We start from the raw sequence: 17344 nt of genomic DNA on the forward strand, positions 1-17344 counted from the left end.
CCAGAGCAGCGTGGTGCACTGCTGTATCGCACTAGGTCAACGCCTCCCGGTCGAACGGCACTCCGGTGAGCGACCAACCTACTCGGTCGAAGATCATCCCGGGTCCACTTCGGCCCGACCCGCCCGGACCGGCGGACCTCCGGAGCGCGGTGACCGGAAGGTTCCCCCGCTGCCACCCGGGACAGGAAGGTTCCCCCGCCGCACCGACCACGAGCCCTCACCCGTTCGAGACATGAGTGAGGGGCACCCTTGACCAAGTTACTTGGGCAAGGGTGCCCCTCACCCAGTTCGGGTCCCGCGGTGCGGCACCACCCGTTCGAGAGCTGAGTGAGGGGCACCCTGTACCACGTGACTTGGTAAAGGGTGCCCCTCACTCAAGCGACGGTGGTGGGCGCGGCGGGGTCGGCGGTGGTGGGGGTGAGGCTGCCCGCCTCGATCTCCTCGGCGTAGTGGCAGGCGACGCGGTGGCCGGGGCGGAGTTCGCGCAGCACCGGGCGTTCGGTGTCGCAGCGGGACTGCTGGCGCCACGGGCAGCGGGTGTGGAAGCGGCAGCCGGTCGGCGGCGCCGCCGGGGACGGCAGGTCGCCGGAGAGCAGGATCTGCTCCCGCTCGTCCTCCACCACCGGGTCCGGCACCGGCACCGCGGACAGCAGCGCGCGGGTGTAGGGGTGCAGCGGCGCGGCGTAGAGGGAGTCGGAATCCGCCTCCTCCACCACGCCGCCCAGGTACATCACGCCGACCCGGTCGGCGATGTGCCGCACCACGGCGAGGTCGTGCGCGATCACCAGGTAGGTCAGGCCGAACTCCTGCTGGAGGTCCTCCAGCAGGTTCACCACCTGGGCCTGCACCGAGACGTCGAGCGCGGAGACCGGCTCGTCGGCGACGATGAGGTCCGGTCCGACCGACAGCGCGCGGGCGATGCCGATCCGCTGCCGCTGCCCGCCGGAGAACTCGTGCGGGTACTTGCGCAGCGCGGTGGTGGGCATCCCGACGGCGTCGAGCAGTTCGCGCAGCCGCTCGTCGGTGCGCTGCCGGTCCTGGTCGAGCCCGTGCGCCCGCAGCCCTTCGACCAGCAGCGACCGCACCGACTGGCGCGGGTCCAGGGAGGACAGCGGGTCCTGGAAGACCATCTGCATCCGCCGCCGCATCCGGCGCAGCGGTTCGCCCTTCATGCCGGACAGGTCGGTGCCGTCGAACACCACCCGGCCCCCGGTCGGCTTCTCCAGCCGCAGCACGGCGCGGCCGAGCGTGGACTTGCCGCAGCCGGATTCGCCGACCAGCCCGTAGGTCTCGCCGCGCCGGATGCGCAGCGACACCCCGTCCACCGCGTAGACGTGGCCGATGGTGCGGTCCAGCACCACGCCGCGCTTGATCGGGAAGTGCACCGCGAGGTCGTCGACCTCCACCAGGGTCTCGGTCATGACAGCTCCACCATCGGGTCTTCCCGCACCGGGTTGTGGCAGCGCAGCAGGCGGGAGCCGACGTCGACGGAGACGTCCGGGGTGACCTGCTCGCACCGCTCCAGGGCGTTCGGGCAACGCGGGCAGAACGCGCACCCGGCGTCCCACGGGATGTTGTCGGCCACCGAGCCCCGGATCGTGGCCAGCCGCTCACCGCGCGGCGCGTCCAGCCGGGGCACCGAGGCCAGCAGGCCCGCGGTGTAGGGGTGGCGGGGCCGGGCGAACAGGTCGTGCCGGGCGGCCCGCTCCACCACCCGGCCCGCGTAGAGCACGTTCACCTCGTCGCAGAGCCCGGCGACCACCCCGAGGTCGTGCGTGATCATGATCAGCGCGGTGTCGGTGCCCGCGACGAGTTCGGCCAGCAGCGCGAGGATCTGCGCCTGGATGGTGACGTCCAGCGCGGTGGTCGGCTCGTCGGCGATGAGCAGCCGGGGGCGGCAGGCCAGCGCCATCGCGATCAGCGCGCGCTGCCGCATCCCGCCGGAGAGCTGGTGCGGGTACTCCTTGAGCCGCCGCGTCGGGTCGGGGATGCCGACCCGCTGGAGGAGTTCGGCGGCCTCGGGCATCGCCTTCTTGCGCGGCAGCCCGCGGTGCCGCTCGATGACCTCGGCGACCTGGAGACCGATCGGCACCACCGGGTTCAGCGAGCTCAGCGGGTCCTGGAACACCATGCCCAGGTCGCGCCCGCGGCGCTGGTCGAGCTGCTTGGGGCTCAGCGCCAACAGGTCGGTGCCGTCGAAGCGCACCGAGCCGGTGACCTCCGCGCCGTGCTCCGGCAGCAGCCCCATGATCGCCAGCGAGGTCACCGACTTGCCGCAGCCGGACTCGCCGACCAGCCCGACCGTGCGGCCGGGTTCGACGTCGAAGGAGATGCCGTCCACGGCGGTGGTCGGCGGTTCGCCCTTGCGCGCGAAGACCACCGACAGGTCGCGGACTTCCAGTAGTGCCATGGTGCTCCGTCCTTCAGCGCCGGCGCTTCGGGTCCAGCGCGTCCCGCAGCGATTCGCCCACCAACGTGAAGCCCAGGGCGACGACGATGATGCAGCCCGCGGGCCAGAAGGCGAGCTGCGGGTGCGAATCGATGATGTTCTGCGCCCCGCCGAGCATCTGCCCCCACTCCGGGATCGAGTCGTCGGCGGCGCCGAGGCCGAGGAACGACAGCGCGGCGGCGTCGATGATGGCCACCGCCAGCACCAGCGTGGACTGCACGATCACCGGGCCGAGCGCGTTGGGCAGCATGTGGCGGAACACGATCGCGCCTTCCTTGATGCCCAGCGCCCGCGCCGCGAGCACGTGATCGCTGGACCGCTGCGCGAGCATGGTGCCGCGCAGCAGCCGGGCGAAGATGGGCACCTGCACGATCGCCACCGCGAGGATCACGGTGAACTGGGTCTGGCTGGCGAACAGCGCGCCGATCGACACCGCCAGCAGCAGCGAGGGCACCGACAGCATCACGTCGACCGCGCGCATCACCACCGAGTCCACCCAGCCGCCGAACGCCCCGGCGAGGATGCCCAGCAGCAGTCCGCCGCCGAGCCCGATCACCGTCGCCAGCACCGCCACCAGCAGCGTCTGCTGGGAACCGAGCAGCAGCCGGGAGAACAGGTCCCGCCCGTACTGGTCGCCGCCGAGCGGATACCCGTCCTGCGGCGGCGGGATCACGTTGTCGGCGCGCGAGACCTGGTCCTCCAGCAGCCGCAGCGCCGGGTCGTGCGGGGCGAGCAGCGGTGCGGTCACCGCGACCAGCACGAACAGCCCGATGATCGAGGCGCCGACGAGGAACACCGGGCTGCGCTTGAGCCGCCGCCAGGCCGAGGCGGTGAGGCTCACGCCGGAGTCGGAGAGCGCGTCGATCCGCTGGGTCTTGGTCACCATGCGATCACCGGGTCCGGAGTCGGGGGTCGATCAGCGCGTAGGTCAGGTCGACCAGCAGGTTGACCAGCACGTAGACCATCGCCGCGGCCAGGATCACCACTTGGAGCACCGGGAAGTCCTTGCGCTGGAAGCCGATCGCCACCGCCTGCCCGATGCCGGAGATGTTGAAGACGCGCTCGGTGAGCACCGCCCCGGCCAGCAGCGCGCCGGTCTGCAGGCCGATCGTGGTGACCACCGGCAGCATCGCGTTGTGCAGCACGTGCCGGGTGCGGACCACCATCGCCGACAGGCCCTTGGCCCGCGCGGTGCGCACGTAGTCCTCGTCGACGACGTCGAGCACCGCGGCCCGGGTGATCCGGAAGATCACCGCGAACGGGATGGTGGCCAGCGCGATGGCGGGCAGCACCAGGTGCACCAGCGCGTTCCACGCCGCGTCGAACTCGCGGGTGAGGAGGCCGTCGAGGATGTAGAAGCCGGTGACCCGGGTGGCGTCGATCCCGGTGTCCTGGCGGCCGGAGACCGGCAGCACGCCCAGCTCGATGGCGAACACGTACTTCAGCAGGAACGCCGAGAAGAACACCGGCACCGCCACGCCGACCAGCGACGAGGTGATGGTCAGGTTGTCCAGCCAGGTGCCGCGGCGGCGGGCGGCCAGGTAGCCGAGCGGGACCCCGACGGCCACGGCGAGCAGCAGCGCCAGGATGGACAGCTCCAGCGTCGCCGGGAAGCGGGTCAGGAAGACCTCCAGCGCCGGGGTGCCGCGCTGCACCCCGGTGGAGGTGCCGAAGTCACCGCTGACCGCGCGTTCCAGGAACTTCCAGTACTGCACGATCAGCGGCTGGTCCATGCCGAGCTGGGCCTCCAGCTGGGCGCGGGCCTCCGGGGTGGCGCGGTCCCCGAGCAGCGCCGACACCGGCCCGCCGGGCAGCAGCCGCAGCCACCCGAACAGCAGCATCGACAGCACCACGACGACCAGCACGAGCTGGGCCAGCCGTCGAACCGTGAAGCGGAGCACTGATCCCCCGTCGAAGTCGTCCCGGCGGTCGCACCCGGTGCGGTGCGACCGCCTCCCGCCGTCCCTCAGGCCCCGCCGATCACCTCGAGATGCTGACCGAGGCGAACTCCTCGGCGGTCAGCGGCGAGGGCACCAGTCCCTCGACCTCGGGGCTGACCACGATGGCCGGCGGCGAGTGCGACAGCGGCACCGCGGGCAGGTACTCCGACAGCAGCCGCCGGTTGATGTCCTGGTACATCGCGTCGCGCCGGTTCTCGTCGGGCTCGCTGTCGGCGGCCCGGAGCTGGGCGGCGAGGTCCTCGCCCCACGGCGAGGACGCGGTGTGGAACCGGTTGGTGGTGGTGCCGAAGAACGTGCCGATGAAGTTGTCCGGCGTGTTGTAGTCACCGGTCCAGCCCAGCAGGAACAGGTCGGCGCGGGCGTTGTCCACGTCGTCGATGTAGCCGCCGTTCCACGGCTTGCTCACCGGGTTGACCGTGATGCCGACGGCGCGCAGGTCCTCGGCGAGGCTGTTGTAGATGCCCTGCGGGTCCGGCATGTACGGCCGGGTCACCTCGGTGGGCCAGTAGAAGTTCACGGTGAGGTCCGGGTGGCCCGCCTCGGCGAGGAGCTGCCGGGCGCGCTCCGGGTCGTGCGGGTACTCCTGCACGTCCTCGGCGTAGCCGTCGACGGTGTCCGGGTAGAACTGGGTCGCGACCTCGGCGCCGTCCGGCAGCGCCGCCTGCACCAGCGTCTCGCGGTCCACCGCGTAGGCCAGCGCCTGCCGCACCCGCAGGTCCTGCAACGCCGGGTTGTTCTTCTGGGTGATGCCCAGGTACATGATGTTGAACGGGTCGCGGACCATGACGTTGTTGCCCGCGTCGCGCAGCGACTGCAGGTCGGCGGCGTTGGGGAAGTCGTAGCCGTCGATGCTGCCCGCCTGGAGTTCCTGCTTGCGGACCGTCTCGTCCGGGATGATCCGGAAGATCAGCTCGTCGAGCTTGGCCTTCTCGCCCCAGTAGTCCTCGTTGCGGCTCAGCGTGATGGTGCCGTTGCCCTGGTCGTAGCCGGTGAAGGTGAACGGCCCGGTGCCGGTGGGGTGGGACTTGGCGTACTCGGGGTAGACGAAGCTGTCGCCCTGGGCGCGCACGTCGTTGGCCCGGTAGGTCTCCATCGCGGTCGGCGACTGCATGGAGAACGACGGCAACCCGAGCAGGTCGGGGAACTTCGAGGTCGCCCGGGTGAGGTGCACGGTCACCGTGGTCGGGTTCGACGCCTCGCAGGACTCGTAGAGCGAGGGCTGCTGCCCGTCGGCGAAGCCGCCGAAGTTCTCGATCCAGTAGTACGACAGCGCCTGGTTCTGGCCCGCGCCGGTCTGGTGGTACCAGCGCTCGAAGTTCGCGCAGACCGCCGCGGCGTTGAAGTCGGTGCCGTCGTGGAACTTCACGCCCTCCCGGAGGGTGAAGGTCCAGTCGGTGCCGTCCGGGCTGTGCGTCCACTCGGTCGCCAGTTCCGGCTCGACGTCGGCGGTGCCCGGCTTGAAGCCGACCAGGCCCTCCATGATCTGCCGGGTGACGCGGAAGGTCTCGCCGTCGGAGGCGTAGAACGGGTCGAACAGGTTCGGCGCGCCCGCGGCCCCGAAGGTCAGCGTGCCGCCCTCACCGCCCCCGGCGGCGTCGCGTTCGGACTCCGCGCACGCGGCCAACGACACGGTCAGCGCGGCGGCGAGGCCCGCTGTCACGAACCGGCGCCGCGCACCGCGACCGGTCGACGGAGCTCTACTCATCGGTGCACCTCGGGATGTGGCTCAGGTCTCAGAGTGCTCGTGAGAGTAGCCCGCGTTCCGGCCCGTTCCAGGCCACCGAAGGTTACGATCGAGATACTTAGGGCAACCTAACGCGACGTCGCATCCGCTCAGCTCACGCCACTGGTCGCCACCCGTACGGATGCATCGCTGGTCACGCCCCCGATGATCGTCCACAGCGGACCCCCGCAGGCACGCGCCGAAGCCGCCGGGCACTCGCCGAGTTGGCGCAAATACGACAACCCCGACCGACCCGGACGTCAGAGCCGCCCCTTCAGAGCCGCCGCAGGCCGTCGAGGACGCAGCACCGGCCACCGGGAGCGAATCCGTCGCGCGACACGGGCACTCGCGGGAACCGTCGGCGAGCAGCAGAAGGAACGTCCGCGCCCTGTCCGCGCTACCGCTAACCCGATGGTGAGCTGAGTGAGGGGCACCCTTGACCAACATACTGGGGCAAGGGTGCCCCTCACTCACGGAGAAAACGGGGGACGCACGATCGTGCACTGAGTGAGGGGCACCCTGTACCACGTCACTTGGTACAGGGTGCCCCTCACTCGGGTCCATCCGTCAGGTGCGGGGCGTCGATGACGAGGTCCGCTCGGGTTCGGGTGTCGTCGGTGGGGAACCAGCGGTGCTCGAAGTGCTGCCAGCGGCGCAGCTCGGCTCGGGTCTGCTCGCCGTCCCGGGCCACCGCGCGCTCCAGGCGCAGCGCCGGGTCGGGGAGCTCGACCCAGATCGTGAGGGAGAGTTCCGGGGCCACCTCGCGGCGGGCCGCCGACATGCCCTCCACCACGAGCACGTCCGGGACCGGCACCGCCACCCGGGCGCCGGGGCGCGGTCGGCCGTCCGGCCACTCGATGCGCCGGTAGCCGCCGGGCTCGCCGCGCCGCAGCGGATCGAGCACGCCGGTGGCCAGGCGCGGCCACCAGTCCACCGGGTCGTCCCAGGTCGCGAAGTCGTCGGTGGGCACCAGCGCGACCGCGAGCCCGGTCAGCTCCGCGACCAGCCGCCGGGCGAAGACCGTCTTGCCCGAGCCCGACGGCCCGTCCACCGCCACCAGCCGCACCCCGCCGAGCCTCGGCGGCGCGGCCCGGACCAGCTCCGCCGCGCGACCGGCCGCGCTCACACCGCGCGGCGGCCGGACAGCGCGCGGGTCAACGTCAGCTCGTCGGCGAACTCCAGGTCACCGCCCATCGGCAGCCCGGAGGCCAGCCGGGTGACGTTGAGCCCCGGGAAGTCCCGCAGCATCCGCACCAGGTACGTCGCGGTCGCCTCGCCCTCGGTGTTCGGGTCGGTCGCGATGATCACCTCGGTGATCCCGTCGCTGCCGATCCGCGCCATCAGCTCGCGCACCCGCAGCTGATCGGGCCCCACCCCGGACAACGGGTCCAGGGCCCCGCCGAGCACGTGGTAGCGGCCCTTGAACTCGCGGGTCCGCTCCACCGCGAGCACGTCCTTGGGTTCCTCCACCACGCACACCACGGCCGGGTCGCGGCGGCTGTCGCCGCAGATCCGGCAGGTGGTCTCCGCCGAGACGTTGCCGCAGACGTCGCAGAACACCACGCCTTCCTTCACCTTCTGCAGGGATTCCTGCAACCGGGTGACGTCGGCGGGCTCGGCCGCCAGCAGGTGGAAGGCGATGCGCTGCGCGCTCTTGGGACCGACGCCCGGCAACCGGCCGAGCTCGTCGATCAGGTCCTGAACGGGTCCTTCGTACACCCGGCGCTCACAGCCCCGACAGGCCGAGACCACCCAGGTCCGGGCCCGCACCGCCGCCGAGCGCATTGGTCATCGGGCCCATCTTCTCGGCCTGGAGCTCCTGCGCCGCCCGGTTGGCGTCCCGCACCGCCGCGACGACCAGGTCCGCCAGCGTCTCGGTGTCCTCCGGGTCGGCGGCCTTCGGGTCGATCGACATCGACTTCAGCTCGCCCGCGCCGCTGACCACGGCCGTGACCAGCCCGCCACCCGCCGTGCCGCTCACCTCCGCGGACTGCAGCTCCTGCTGCGCGGTCATGAGCTGCTGCTGCATCTTCTGCGCCTGCTCCATGATCTGCTGCATGTTCGGCTGGCCACCAGGTTGCACCGTGGTCCTCCTCCGGCTCCGGGCGCCCGCAGCGCCTGCACGGGTTACCCCACCAGCCTAGACGTGCCCGCCGACCACTCGTCCGCACGGCCACCGCGCACGACGTTCCGGACCGGCCTCCGGCGTGACAAGGTGGCTTCCATGGGGCTGGACATCGTGCGGTTGCTGGAACTGACCGGCTGGCGGGCCTTCGACGTCGACGACCGGGGACGCGTGCTCGCCGGGTCGGACGAAACCGGCTCGGTCCAGCTCGTGGAGCTCAGCGGCGAGGCGCGCACCCCGCTGACCGAGCTGACCGGCGCGGTCAGCGGCCGCTACCTGCCGGGCGAGCGCGCGGTGGTGGTGCAGCACGACACCGACGGCGACGAGCGCACCCAGCTCTCCCTGCTGCGGCTCGACGAGGAGCGCACCGGGCCCGCGACGCTCGACGACCTCGAACCGGTGGTGCGCGACCCGGAGCACGTGCACCGGCTGGTCGGCGTGCTGCCCGGCCGCATCGTCTACGCCACCAACCGGCGCGACGACGTCGACTTCGACGTGGTGATCCGCAACCTCGACACCGGCGAGGAAGCCGTCGTCTACGACGGGGGCGGGATGGTGCTCGACGTGGCGCTCTCCCCGGGCAGCCGCTACGTCGCGGTCACCATCCCGGCGGTGCGCGCCCTGTCCGACCAGCTCGTCGTGGTCGACACCATGCCCGCGACCGCCTCCGGGCGCTTCAGCACACTCACCGAACGCACCGAGCACGCCCGGTTCACCACCCCCGGCTGGCCGGACGACGAGGCGCTGATCGTCACCAGCAACGCCGACCGGGACCGCACCGGCATCGCCCGGATCGACCGGCGCAGCGGCGAGCGCACCTGGCTGATCACCGCCGAGGAGCACGACCTCACCGGCTGGCTGTCCCCGGACGGCACCGCGCTGCTGGTGCACGCCAACGACGACGGGGTGAGCCGGCTCGCGCTGCACGACGCCACCACCGGGGAGCTGCGGCACCGGGTCCGGCTGCCCCGCGACGGGTGGTGCGGGTTCCCGCTGCCCGCACCGGTCTGGTCCCCCGACTCCCGGCACATCGCGCTGTCGTTCTCCGCCCCCGACGTGCCCGGCGACGCCATCGTGGTCGACGCCGCCACCGGCGCGGCGCGCCCGGTCACCGACTCCACCGCGCAGCTCGCCGACGCCGACCTCGCCGTCCCCGAGGTCCGCCGGGCACCGAGCCGGGACGGCCAGCGGATCCCCTGCTTCGTCTACTCCCCCACCGACCCCGACCCGGAACTGGCCGGATCGAGCGTGCTGGTGATCCACGGCGGGCCGGAGAGCCAGTCGGTGCGCGCGTTCAGCCCGATCGTGCAGGCCCTCGTCGGGCGCGGCCACCACGTGCTGGTGCCGAACGTGCGGGGCTCCACCGGCTACGGCAAGCGCTGGTACTCCGCCGACGACGGCCGCGACCGGCTCGAATCCGTCGCCGACCTCGCCGACCTGCACGACTGGCTGGCCGAACTCGGGCTCGACCCGGACCGCGCCGCGCTGTGGGGCGGCTCCTACGGCGGGTACATGGTGCTCGCCGGGCTGGCGTTCCAGCCCGAGCGCTGGGCCGCCGGGGTGGACATCGTCGGCATCTCGTCGCTGGTGACGTTCCTGAACAACACCGCGCGCTACCGCCGCGCCCACCGCGAGCGGGAGTACGGCACGCTGGCCACCGACGCCGACTTCCTCCAGCGGGCCTCCCCGCTGAGCCGGGCCACGGCGATCGCGGCGCCGCTGTTCGCGCTGCACGGCGCCAACGACCCGCGCGTCCCGCTGTCCGAGACCGAGCAGATCACCGAGGCGGTGCGGGCCAAGGGCGTGGAATGCGAGCTGCTGGTCTACGACGACGAGGGGCACGGCCTGGCCAAGCGCGCCAACCGCCTCGACGCCTACCCCAAGGCGCTGGCCTTCCTCACCCGCCACCTCGCCCGCTGACCCCCGGCCCGCAGGACCGCTTTTCGCCGATGAGCTCCGCAGCGAGGCGAACCGGTTCGCGGGGAGCGCTCGGCGACGTACCGGGCACGGCCACGGCGACGCGGCTGTCCCGGCGGGAATCCCGCCGATCCGCCGCGGTGCGAGCTGCGTGCCGCACCGCGCCTCCACCGTCCTCCGCAGGGGGTCCTCACCCGAACGTGACGTGAGTGAGGGGCACCCTTGTCCCAGTTACTTGGGCAAGGGTGCCCCTCACTCGGTTCACGGCTGGGTCAGTCGTCGACCTTGCGGGCGCCTAGCTCCCGGGAGAGGAGGTCGACCGCTTCCGCCTCGACGTCGCGGGCCGGCGCCACCGGGCCGTCCACCGGGGAGGACCCGGCCAGCATCGCCTCCGCGTCCTCCTCCTCGTCCGGGACCTCGGGGACCGGGGCAGGTGGTTCCGGTGGTGGCGGGATGTCGTCCGGCGGCGGTTCCTCGTCCGGCGGCTCCGGCGGGGGCGGGATGTCGTCCGGTTCCGGCGGGCGCGGGACCGTGGCGCGTCCGGCGGTCGCCCTCGCGCCGTTGCCGTTCTGGCCCGCACCTGGGCTGCCGGTGTTCGGCTTGGCCTGGCCGTTGGTGCTGTGGCCGTTGCCGTTCGCTTGGCCGTTGCCGTTCGCGTTGCCGTTCGCTTGGCCGTTCTGGGAGCGGCGTTGTGGGGGTTCCCGGCGCTGGGCGGCCTGCTGCTTCGGAGCGGGCCGTGCCGGGGCGGCACCCGCCTCGACGCAGTGCACCTCCCAGTCGCCCTCGCCGAGGACCGAGGCCAGCGCGGCCTTGACGAACTCCAGCCGCCGTTGCTGGGCGAGCTGCTTGACCAGGCCGGACGTCGGCATCGACAGCACCAGGGTGGTGTCCTGGAGGTCCTGCACGGTGGCGTTGAGCAGCAGCGCCTGGGTCGGCCGGTTGCGCTCGGCGACCGCCCGCAGCACCTCGGTCCAGACCCGGCGCACCTCGGCGGCGTCGGCGCCCGCGGTCGATGCGGCGGGCTCGGGAGTCGGAGCCGAGCTCGGCCGCTGCCCGTTCCCCGCGGAACCGTCCCGGGCCGCCGCCGGGGCCTGCGGGGTCGGCGTGCGGGGTTCCGGCTGCACGGCTTCCTCCGGCGCCTTCTCCGCCTGCTCGGGCTGCCGCTCCGGTTGCTGGGCCGCCGGTTGCTGGGGAGCTGGTTGCGGCTGCTCCGGTTGTTGGGGGGCCGATTGCTGGGGGGCCGGAGGTTCGGCGGCGGGGGCCTCGGGCTCGGCGGTCTGCGCGGCGCGCTCGTGGGGGCGCTGGAAGACGCGTTTCGGCTTCTGCTCACCGGCGGGCGCGGGCTCGCCGGGCTCGGCCGCGGGCGCGCCGGGCGCGATGGTCATCCGGTTCTCGACCCGCTCCAGGCGTTGCAGCACGGCGACGTCCGCGGCGGACACGGCGGGCAGCAGCATCCGGGCGCAGAGCAGTTCGAGCAGCAGCCGGGGCGCGGTGGCCCCGCGCATCTCGGTGAGGCCGGTGTGCACGATCTCCGCGCAGCGGGTCAGCGTCGCCGCGCCCAGCCGCTCGGCCTGGCTGGTCATCCGGGTGAGCTCCTCGCCGGAGACGTCGACCAGACCGCGCTCGGCCGCGTCCGGGACGGTGTGCAGCAGCACCAGGTCGCGGAGCCGGTCGAGCAGGTCGGAGGCGAAGCGGCGGGGATCGTGCCCGGCCTCCACCAGCCGGTCCACCGTCCCGTACACCGCGGCGCCGTCCTCGGCGGCCAGCGCGTCGACCATGTCGTCGATCAGCGCCACGTCGGTGACCCCGAGCAGCGCCACCGCGCGGTCGTAGGTGACGCCCTGCTCGCCCGCCCCGGCGACGAGCTGGTCCAGCACGCTGAGGGTGTCCCGGGCCGAGCCGCCGCCCGCGCGGATGAGCAGCGGGTGCACCGCCGGTTCGATCCGCACGCCCTCGTCCTGGCAGATCCGGTCCACCAGTTCGCGCATCACGCCCGGCGGCATCAGCCGGAACGGGTAGTGGTGGGTGCGGGAGCGGATGGTGGTGAGCACCTTGTCCGGCTCGGTGGTGGCGAAGATGAAGATCAGGTGCTCGGGCGGTTCCTCGACGATCTTCAGCAGGGCGTTGAAGCCCTGCGTGGTGACCATGTGGGCCTCGTCGATGATGAAGATCCGGTACCGCGACTGGGCGGGGGCGAAGAAGGCGCGATCGCGCAGCTCGCGGGTGTCGTCCACGCCGCCGTGGCTGGCCGCGTCGAGCTCCACCACGTCGACGCTGCCCGCGCCCTCGGGCGCCAGCGCCGCGCAGGAGTCGCACTCGCCGCACGGGTCGGCGGTCGGCCCCTGGGCGCAGTTCAGCGAGCGGGCCAGGATGCGGGCGCTGGAGGTCTTGCCGCAGCCGCGCGGGCCGGAGAACAGGTAGGCGTGGTTGATCCGCCCCGAAGCCAGCGCGGTCCGCAGCGGCGCGGTCACGTGGTCCTGCCCGGCGACCTCGGCGAAGGTCGCCGGCCGGTACTTGCGGTAGAGGGCGAGCGCCACGGTGGAAACCCTACGCGGTGCGGCGGACAGGACTGGTCGACCCCAGGAAAGTAAGGGGACCCCGTGCACCCGCCAGAGCCCGCTTACCCTTGCTGCCTTCCGGCCCTGGGGGAGTTCACAGGATGGACGCCGCACGAGGTCCGCGTTCAGTGTACCCATGCCGCGGGCGGGCACGACACGGGGCCCCACCCAGGTCGCCGACCGCCCGAGTCGTCGACCGCTCAGCCCCGGGCGGCGAACCAGAGCTTGGCGATGGCCACGACGTACAGCAGGCCGAGGACCCCCTGGACGCAGAACGAGACGAGGTTGACCGTGAGGTAGACGTCCCCGGTGGGCAGGTAGCAGAGTTCGCACACCACCAGCGCCACCGGCCAGGACGCGAGCAGCAACACCTTCTGCCGCCCCGACCACGAGCGGTTCAGCGCCACCAGCGCCGAACCGCTGATCCACGCCATCGCCGAGAGCAGGACGGCGGCGAAGTGCGCGGCCCCGGACACCGACCAGTCGGGGTTCTCGTCGAAACCGGCCGACAGGCTGACCAGGCCGCCCACCAGGAAGGTGAGGGCCCCGGCGCCCGCCAGCAGGGCGCAGGCCACCGCCGCGGCCAGGAGGGAGCCTTGGCGGGCGGACCCGGTCTCGACCCCCGCCTCGGCGGCGATCGCTTCGGGGGTGCCCATGCGGGCGAGCGCGGCATCGACGGTCGCGGCGTCCGCGTCCGGACCCACGCTGGCATCGAGGTGTTCGTGGGCCCCGGCGAGCACGTCCCGGCGCACGGCGGCGGGGGCGTGCCGCAGCCGCTTGTCCAGCTCGTCGAGGTAGGTGGTCACGCGAGGATGGGTCTTGGTCACGGCTGGTCTCCTGTCATCGCGGAGTCGACGGCGCCGCGGAAGGCGGACCAGGTGGAGCGGAAAGTCGCCAGCGCCGCCCTCCCTTCGGCGGTGAGCGAGTAGTAGCGACGCGGCGGTCCGGACGAGGACTTCACCTGGCTCGTCTCGACGAGCCCTTGCCGCCGGAGGCGGGCGAGCAGGGGGTACAGCGTGCCCTCGCTCTGCAGCAGGACGTCGTGGGCGCCGAGCTTGCGCGCGATGTCGAGCCCGTAGAGCGGCTCGGTCTCGATCATCGCCAGGATGCAGTGCTCCAGCACACCACGACGCAGGTGGGTGAGCACCGCGCTCCCGTCCAGAACCATGCCTCGCAAGGTACCGACAAGATCATCGGGCCGCAACGGCGTCGGGACCCACGGCGCCGGACGCACCGGCTCACCGGAGGACGCGCGAACGCCGAAGCGGTTCCACGCGGCGGACCGGACCGGTCGATCCGGCCGCAGCCGCGCTCGCCCGGCCGCGCGCCCCGGCACCGCCGACGACCGCCGCGCTGGATCATCGCGCCAACCCCGTCACCCCAGCTCACGACCCATACCCGCTGCTCAGAAGGCCCTCTGCTAGGCTTCCGCACGGAGGATTGGCCGAGCGGCCTAAGGCGCACGATTGGAAATCGTGTTGGGTTAACAGCCCTCAGGGGTTCGAATCCCCTATCCTCCGCTCGCGGAACCCCGGAGCGCCACTCCAGCGCCCGGGGTTCTTCGCGTTCGGCGGTGGGGTCAGCGCCCGCAGGCGAGCACCTCGGCGCTGAATCCGTCGAGGTAGCCCTGCGCGTACCAGTGCTGCACCTCGCCGCCGTGCTTCACGGGGATGTTCCGCCCGGTCCCCCGCCGGCGATCGTCGAGCCCGTCCTCGCGGCCCTCGATGTAGGCCTCCTCGAATTCGTCGGGCGGCACGTCGATCACTTCCCTTCCTGCACGCCCCCCGCACGGATTCCGCCGCCCGACCCGGAAACGGATCCGCACGGCGACGACCCGGCAATTATTAATGGCTTTCACTTCTTCGCCGCAAGTCGCTCCCGGGGCATTGGACCTGGTTTCACTCCTTCGTGTCGAATGCGGCGCGATTTCCCCCGATCCTCCGAGGTCGACGACGCACAGCGGCCGTGCGGGAACGATTCCGAACGCGCTCGGGAATTCCGCGGGCACCGTGCCGCACCGCGCGAATCGCGCCCGGCGAAAACAGCTCCGCGAAAAAGGGATGAAACGGGGAATCGCGGAATCAGCACCTCGCTCGTTCGTCGGCCGTGACGCAATCGGACGGCAGCGGACCGGTGCGGTCGACGAGCCGGTCCCACGCCGTCCGGGCCAGCTCGCGCCGATCGCGGGCGTCCGTCAACTCGACGGGAGGCAGCAGGGTGATGCGGAGCTCCAACCCCCGCATCCGGAACACGCGGTCGAGCATGGAGCCCACCTCCTCCTCCCCCGTGTACCAGGAGGCCCGCGCGGTGGGCGTCCCGTCGCGCAGGACGCACCGGGTGAGCACGGGTTGCACCGGAACGCCCGCGTCGAGGGCGGCTTGGAACACCGCGGGCCGGAACGGACCACCTGGTTCCCGGCAACGCGGGGCGCCCTCCGGGTACACCAGCACCGAATCGCCCGCCGCGAGCTCCGCCGCCACGTCCCGCACCATGCCCGGGATCGCGGCGCGGTCGGTGCCGTCCACGAAGATCACCCCGCTGCGGGTGAAGAGCCGGCCGAGCACGGGGTTGCTCCGGCTCTGGTGCGTGCCGACCCCGACGAGGTGGGGGTGCGCGGCCAGCATCGCCAGCCCGTCGAAGAAGGACACGTGGTTGGCGACCACCAGCGTGGGCCCGGAATGCTCGCCGACGCCATCGATCCGGACCCGGATCCCGGCGGCGCGCAGCGCGCTCCGGCACCACAGGCCGAGCAGCCGTCGTGCGGCGGGCGGGCGCAGCGCCGCGGCCACGAGCCCGAGGACGTAGGCGAGGGCGCAGGACGCGGCGAACGCCAGCCGCCGGGCGGCGCGGCGCGGCGGGCCGACCTCCGGCGGGCGGTCGTGGTCCGGAACGCAGTCGAGCCGGCACGCGTGGTCGACGGTCACGGCGGTCATGGGCCGACCTCCTGGAGTTCGGTGCGGTGCGCGGCGCAGGTCCCGGGCACCGGCGGTGCGGCATCGGCGACGGCCCGGTGCGCTCGTCGCGCCAGCTCGGTCCGCTTGCCCCGCGGTTCGAGCGCGTCCAGCGCGGCGATCCGCATCACCAGCCCCCGGGCCTCGGTGATCCGCCGCAGCGACCGCGCCAGCGGTTCGGTGCCGATCCACGTCGCGCGCGGGGTGACCCGCCCACCGGGCAGCTCCCACCACAGCGCGACCGGGACCACCGGGGCGCCCGCGTCGAGCGCGGCCTGGACGGCCGAGGGCCGGAAGTCGCCGCCCGGGGGCAGGCAGCGGACCCGCCCCTCCGGGAACACCACCACGCTGTTGCCGCTGCGGAGTTCTGCGGTGATGGCCTCGACGAGCGCGCGGACCCCGGCGAGGCTGTCCTGGTCCACGAAGATCGTCCCGGCGTTGCGGGACAACCGCCCGAGGAACGGGTGGTCCGCCAGTTCCCGCCGCGCCACCGCGACGGCGGGCCGGGTGGCGAGCACCGCCATCGCGTCCAACGAGGACACGTGGTTGGCCAGCAGGAGCGCGGCCCCGGGGCTGCGCTCGCCGGTGGCGGTGAAGCGCGCACCGGTGGCGCGGGTGTAGAGCGCGGTCCACCACCGCAGCAGCCGCCGCGCGCCGCCGCGCGAGCACGCCGCGGACAGCACGCCGAAGACCCAGCAGAGGGCGATCGCCGCGCCCACCGCCGCGGTGCGCCAGGCCCGCCGCAGCCGACCCACCCGCGCGGCGCCGTCGTCGGTGGCCAGGCAAGCCTCGTCGCACCGGTTCACCGGACACCTCCTCGGGCCAGCGCCGGACCGCTGATGCAGGTGTCCGGCAGGTGCGCGCCCGCTTCCGCGAGGGCCGCATCGGCCCGCCGGGCGAGCTCCGCGCGGCCGAGCCCGGGATCGAGGTCCGGCAGGACCTGGACCCGCACCGCCGCGCCGCGCATCCGCTGCACCCGCCGCAGCGAGTCGTGCAGCCCCTCGTCGCCGAGCCAGGACAGGCGCGACGTGGGGCGGCCGTCCGGGCGCTCGCACCACAGCAGCACGGGGCGGACCGGGACGCCGGCGTCGACCGCCGCCTGCAGCACCGTGGGGGCGAACGCCCCGCCCGGCGCCGAGCACCGGATGCGCCCCTCGGGGAAGGCCACCACGCACCGCCCCGAGCGCAGCTCCTCGGCGACCTCGCCGACGAACCGCCGCAGCGCCGACAACCGGTCCCGCTCCAGGTAGATGGTCCCGGCCGCGCTCAGGAAGCGGCCGAGGAAGCGGTCCGCGCGCATGTCGTGGGCCGCGGTGATGGTGCAGGGGCGGGCGGCGACGAACGCGAGCGCGTCGAAGTAGGACACGTGGTTGGCGATCAGCAGCACGGGATCGGACCCGAGCTCGCCGCTGATCCGCACCCGCACGCCGGACGCGGCCAACCACGCCCGCGCCCACCAGCGGAACAGCGCGGCACCCGCCGACCGGGGCAGCGCCGCGCCCAGGACGCCGGCGCACCAGGCCGCGGGGTAGAGCGCGCGCATCGCCAGTCGGCGCAGGAGGAAACGGACCTCGCCCACCACCTCGACCTCGTCCTCGTCCTCGGGAAGGCACCGCAGGTCGCACGGATGCTCCGGGAAGTACTGGTTCGTCTTGTTCAT

Annotated in this window: 16 protein-coding genes, 1 tRNA gene and 1 other RNA gene; 2 read left to right on the forward strand and 16 right to left on the reverse strand. The window is 73.0% G+C overall.

Features of this window, described 5'->3' with window-relative positions; all coding sequences use genetic code 11:
- Window positions 1-374 precede the first annotated feature (374 nt).
- From ABD976_RS07515 to ABD976_RS07550, 8 genes are all read right to left on the reverse strand, one after another.
- The gene (locus ABD976_RS07515) at window positions 375-1421 is read right to left on the reverse strand and encodes an ABC transporter ATP-binding protein (RefSeq protein ID WP_345359358.1); all 1047 of its coding nucleotides are present in this window, start codon (window positions 1419-1421) and stop codon (window positions 375-377) included.
- Complete coding sequence (locus ABD976_RS07520) at window positions 1418-2410, reverse strand: ABC transporter ATP-binding protein (protein ID WP_345359361.1); 993 nt, start codon at window positions 2408-2410, stop codon at window positions 1418-1420. Before ABD976_RS07520 ends, ABD976_RS07515 begins: the two co-directional genes overlap by 4 nt.
- Window positions 2411-2423: 13 nt before the next feature.
- Window positions 2424-3335: an ABC transporter permease gene (locus ABD976_RS07525; RefSeq protein ID WP_345359364.1), complete on the reverse strand. Its 912-nt coding sequence runs from the start codon at window positions 3333-3335 to the stop codon at window positions 2424-2426.
- Window positions 3336-3339: 4 nt separating this feature from the next.
- Complete coding sequence (locus ABD976_RS07530) at window positions 3340-4350, reverse strand: ABC transporter permease (protein WP_345359367.1); 1011 nt, start codon at window positions 4348-4350, stop codon at window positions 3340-3342.
- Window positions 4351-4429: 79 nt separating this feature from the next.
- Window positions 4430-6115: an ABC transporter substrate-binding protein gene (locus ABD976_RS07535; protein WP_345359370.1), complete on the reverse strand. Its 1686-nt coding sequence runs from the start codon at window positions 6113-6115 to the stop codon at window positions 4430-4432.
- 568 nt (window positions 6116-6683) lie between these two features.
- Window positions 6684-7259 (reverse strand): uridine kinase family protein, encoded by a 576-nt coding sequence (locus ABD976_RS07540; protein ID WP_345359373.1) that lies wholly within the window; start codon window positions 7257-7259, stop codon window positions 6684-6686.
- The gene (recR, locus tag ABD976_RS07545) at window positions 7256-7852 is read right to left on the reverse strand and encodes a recombination mediator RecR (RefSeq protein ID WP_345359376.1); all 597 of its coding nucleotides are present in this window, start codon (window positions 7850-7852) and stop codon (window positions 7256-7258) included. Before recR ends, ABD976_RS07540 begins: the two co-directional genes overlap by 4 nt.
- 7 nt (window positions 7853-7859) lie before the next feature.
- Window positions 7860-8216, reverse strand: coding sequence for a YbaB/EbfC family nucleoid-associated protein (locus ABD976_RS07550; protein ID WP_345359379.1), 357 nt, complete (start codon window positions 8214-8216; stop codon window positions 7860-7862).
- A 141-nt stretch (window positions 8217-8357) separates the two neighbouring features.
- Between ABD976_RS07550 and ABD976_RS07555 the strand changes: the two genes are divergently transcribed.
- The gene (locus tag ABD976_RS07555; RefSeq protein ID WP_345359382.1) at window positions 8358-10178 is read left to right on the forward strand and encodes an alpha/beta hydrolase family protein; all 1821 of its coding nucleotides are present in this window, start codon (window positions 8358-8360) and stop codon (window positions 10176-10178) included.
- A 269-nt stretch (window positions 10179-10447) separates the two neighbouring features.
- Here the strand turns inward: ABD976_RS07555 and ABD976_RS07560 are convergent, their stop codons facing one another.
- The 4 genes from ABD976_RS07560 to ABD976_RS07575 form a co-directional block, all read right to left on the reverse strand.
- A complete protein-coding gene (locus ABD976_RS07560; protein ID WP_345359385.1) occupies window positions 10448-12712 on the reverse strand; it encodes a DNA polymerase III subunit gamma and tau in 2265 nt (754 codons plus the stop codon).
- A 50-nt stretch (window positions 12713-12762) separates the two neighbouring features.
- Window positions 12763-12857: signal recognition particle sRNA small type (gene ffs, locus ABD976_RS07565), an RNA gene on the reverse strand.
- A 76-nt stretch (window positions 12858-12933) separates the two neighbouring features.
- A complete protein-coding gene (locus ABD976_RS07570; protein ID WP_345359388.1) occupies window positions 12934-13560 on the reverse strand; it encodes an HAAS signaling domain-containing protein in 627 nt (208 codons plus the stop codon).
- Window positions 13557-13901, reverse strand: a complete 345-nt coding sequence (locus ABD976_RS07575) for a PadR family transcriptional regulator (protein WP_345359391.1) — start codon at window positions 13899-13901, stop codon at window positions 13557-13559. The genes ABD976_RS07570 and ABD976_RS07575 overlap by 4 nt, the downstream gene beginning before the upstream one ends.
- 266 nt (window positions 13902-14167) lie before the next feature.
- On the opposite strand from ABD976_RS07575, the gene ABD976_RS07580 reads away from it, so the two are divergent.
- Window positions 14168-14253, forward strand: a tRNA-Ser gene (locus tag ABD976_RS07580).
- 59 nt (window positions 14254-14312) lie between these two features.
- On the opposite strand, the gene ABD976_RS07585 is transcribed toward ABD976_RS07580, so the two are convergent.
- From ABD976_RS07585 to ABD976_RS07600, 4 genes are all read right to left on the reverse strand, one after another.
- A complete protein-coding gene (locus tag ABD976_RS07585) occupies window positions 14313-14498 on the reverse strand; it encodes a hypothetical protein (RefSeq protein ID WP_345359394.1) in 186 nt (61 codons plus the stop codon).
- Between the two features lie 316 nt (window positions 14499-14814).
- Window positions 14815-15666: a lysophospholipid acyltransferase family protein gene (locus ABD976_RS07590; protein WP_345359397.1), complete on the reverse strand. Its 852-nt coding sequence runs from the start codon at window positions 15664-15666 to the stop codon at window positions 14815-14817.
- Window positions 15663-16490 (reverse strand): lysophospholipid acyltransferase family protein, encoded by an 828-nt coding sequence (locus ABD976_RS07595; protein ID WP_345359400.1) that lies wholly within the window; start codon window positions 16488-16490, stop codon window positions 15663-15665. The genes ABD976_RS07590 and ABD976_RS07595 overlap by 4 nt, the downstream gene beginning before the upstream one ends.
- A complete protein-coding gene (locus tag ABD976_RS07600; RefSeq protein ID WP_345359403.1) occupies window positions 16487-17344 on the reverse strand; it encodes a lysophospholipid acyltransferase family protein in 858 nt (285 codons plus the stop codon). Before ABD976_RS07600 ends, ABD976_RS07595 begins: the two co-directional genes overlap by 4 nt.

Origin of the sequence: Saccharopolyspora cebuensis (assembly GCF_039542665.1) — a bacterium.
Classification (GTDB): Bacteria; Actinomycetota; Actinomycetes; order Mycobacteriales; family Pseudonocardiaceae; genus Saccharopolyspora; species Saccharopolyspora cebuensis.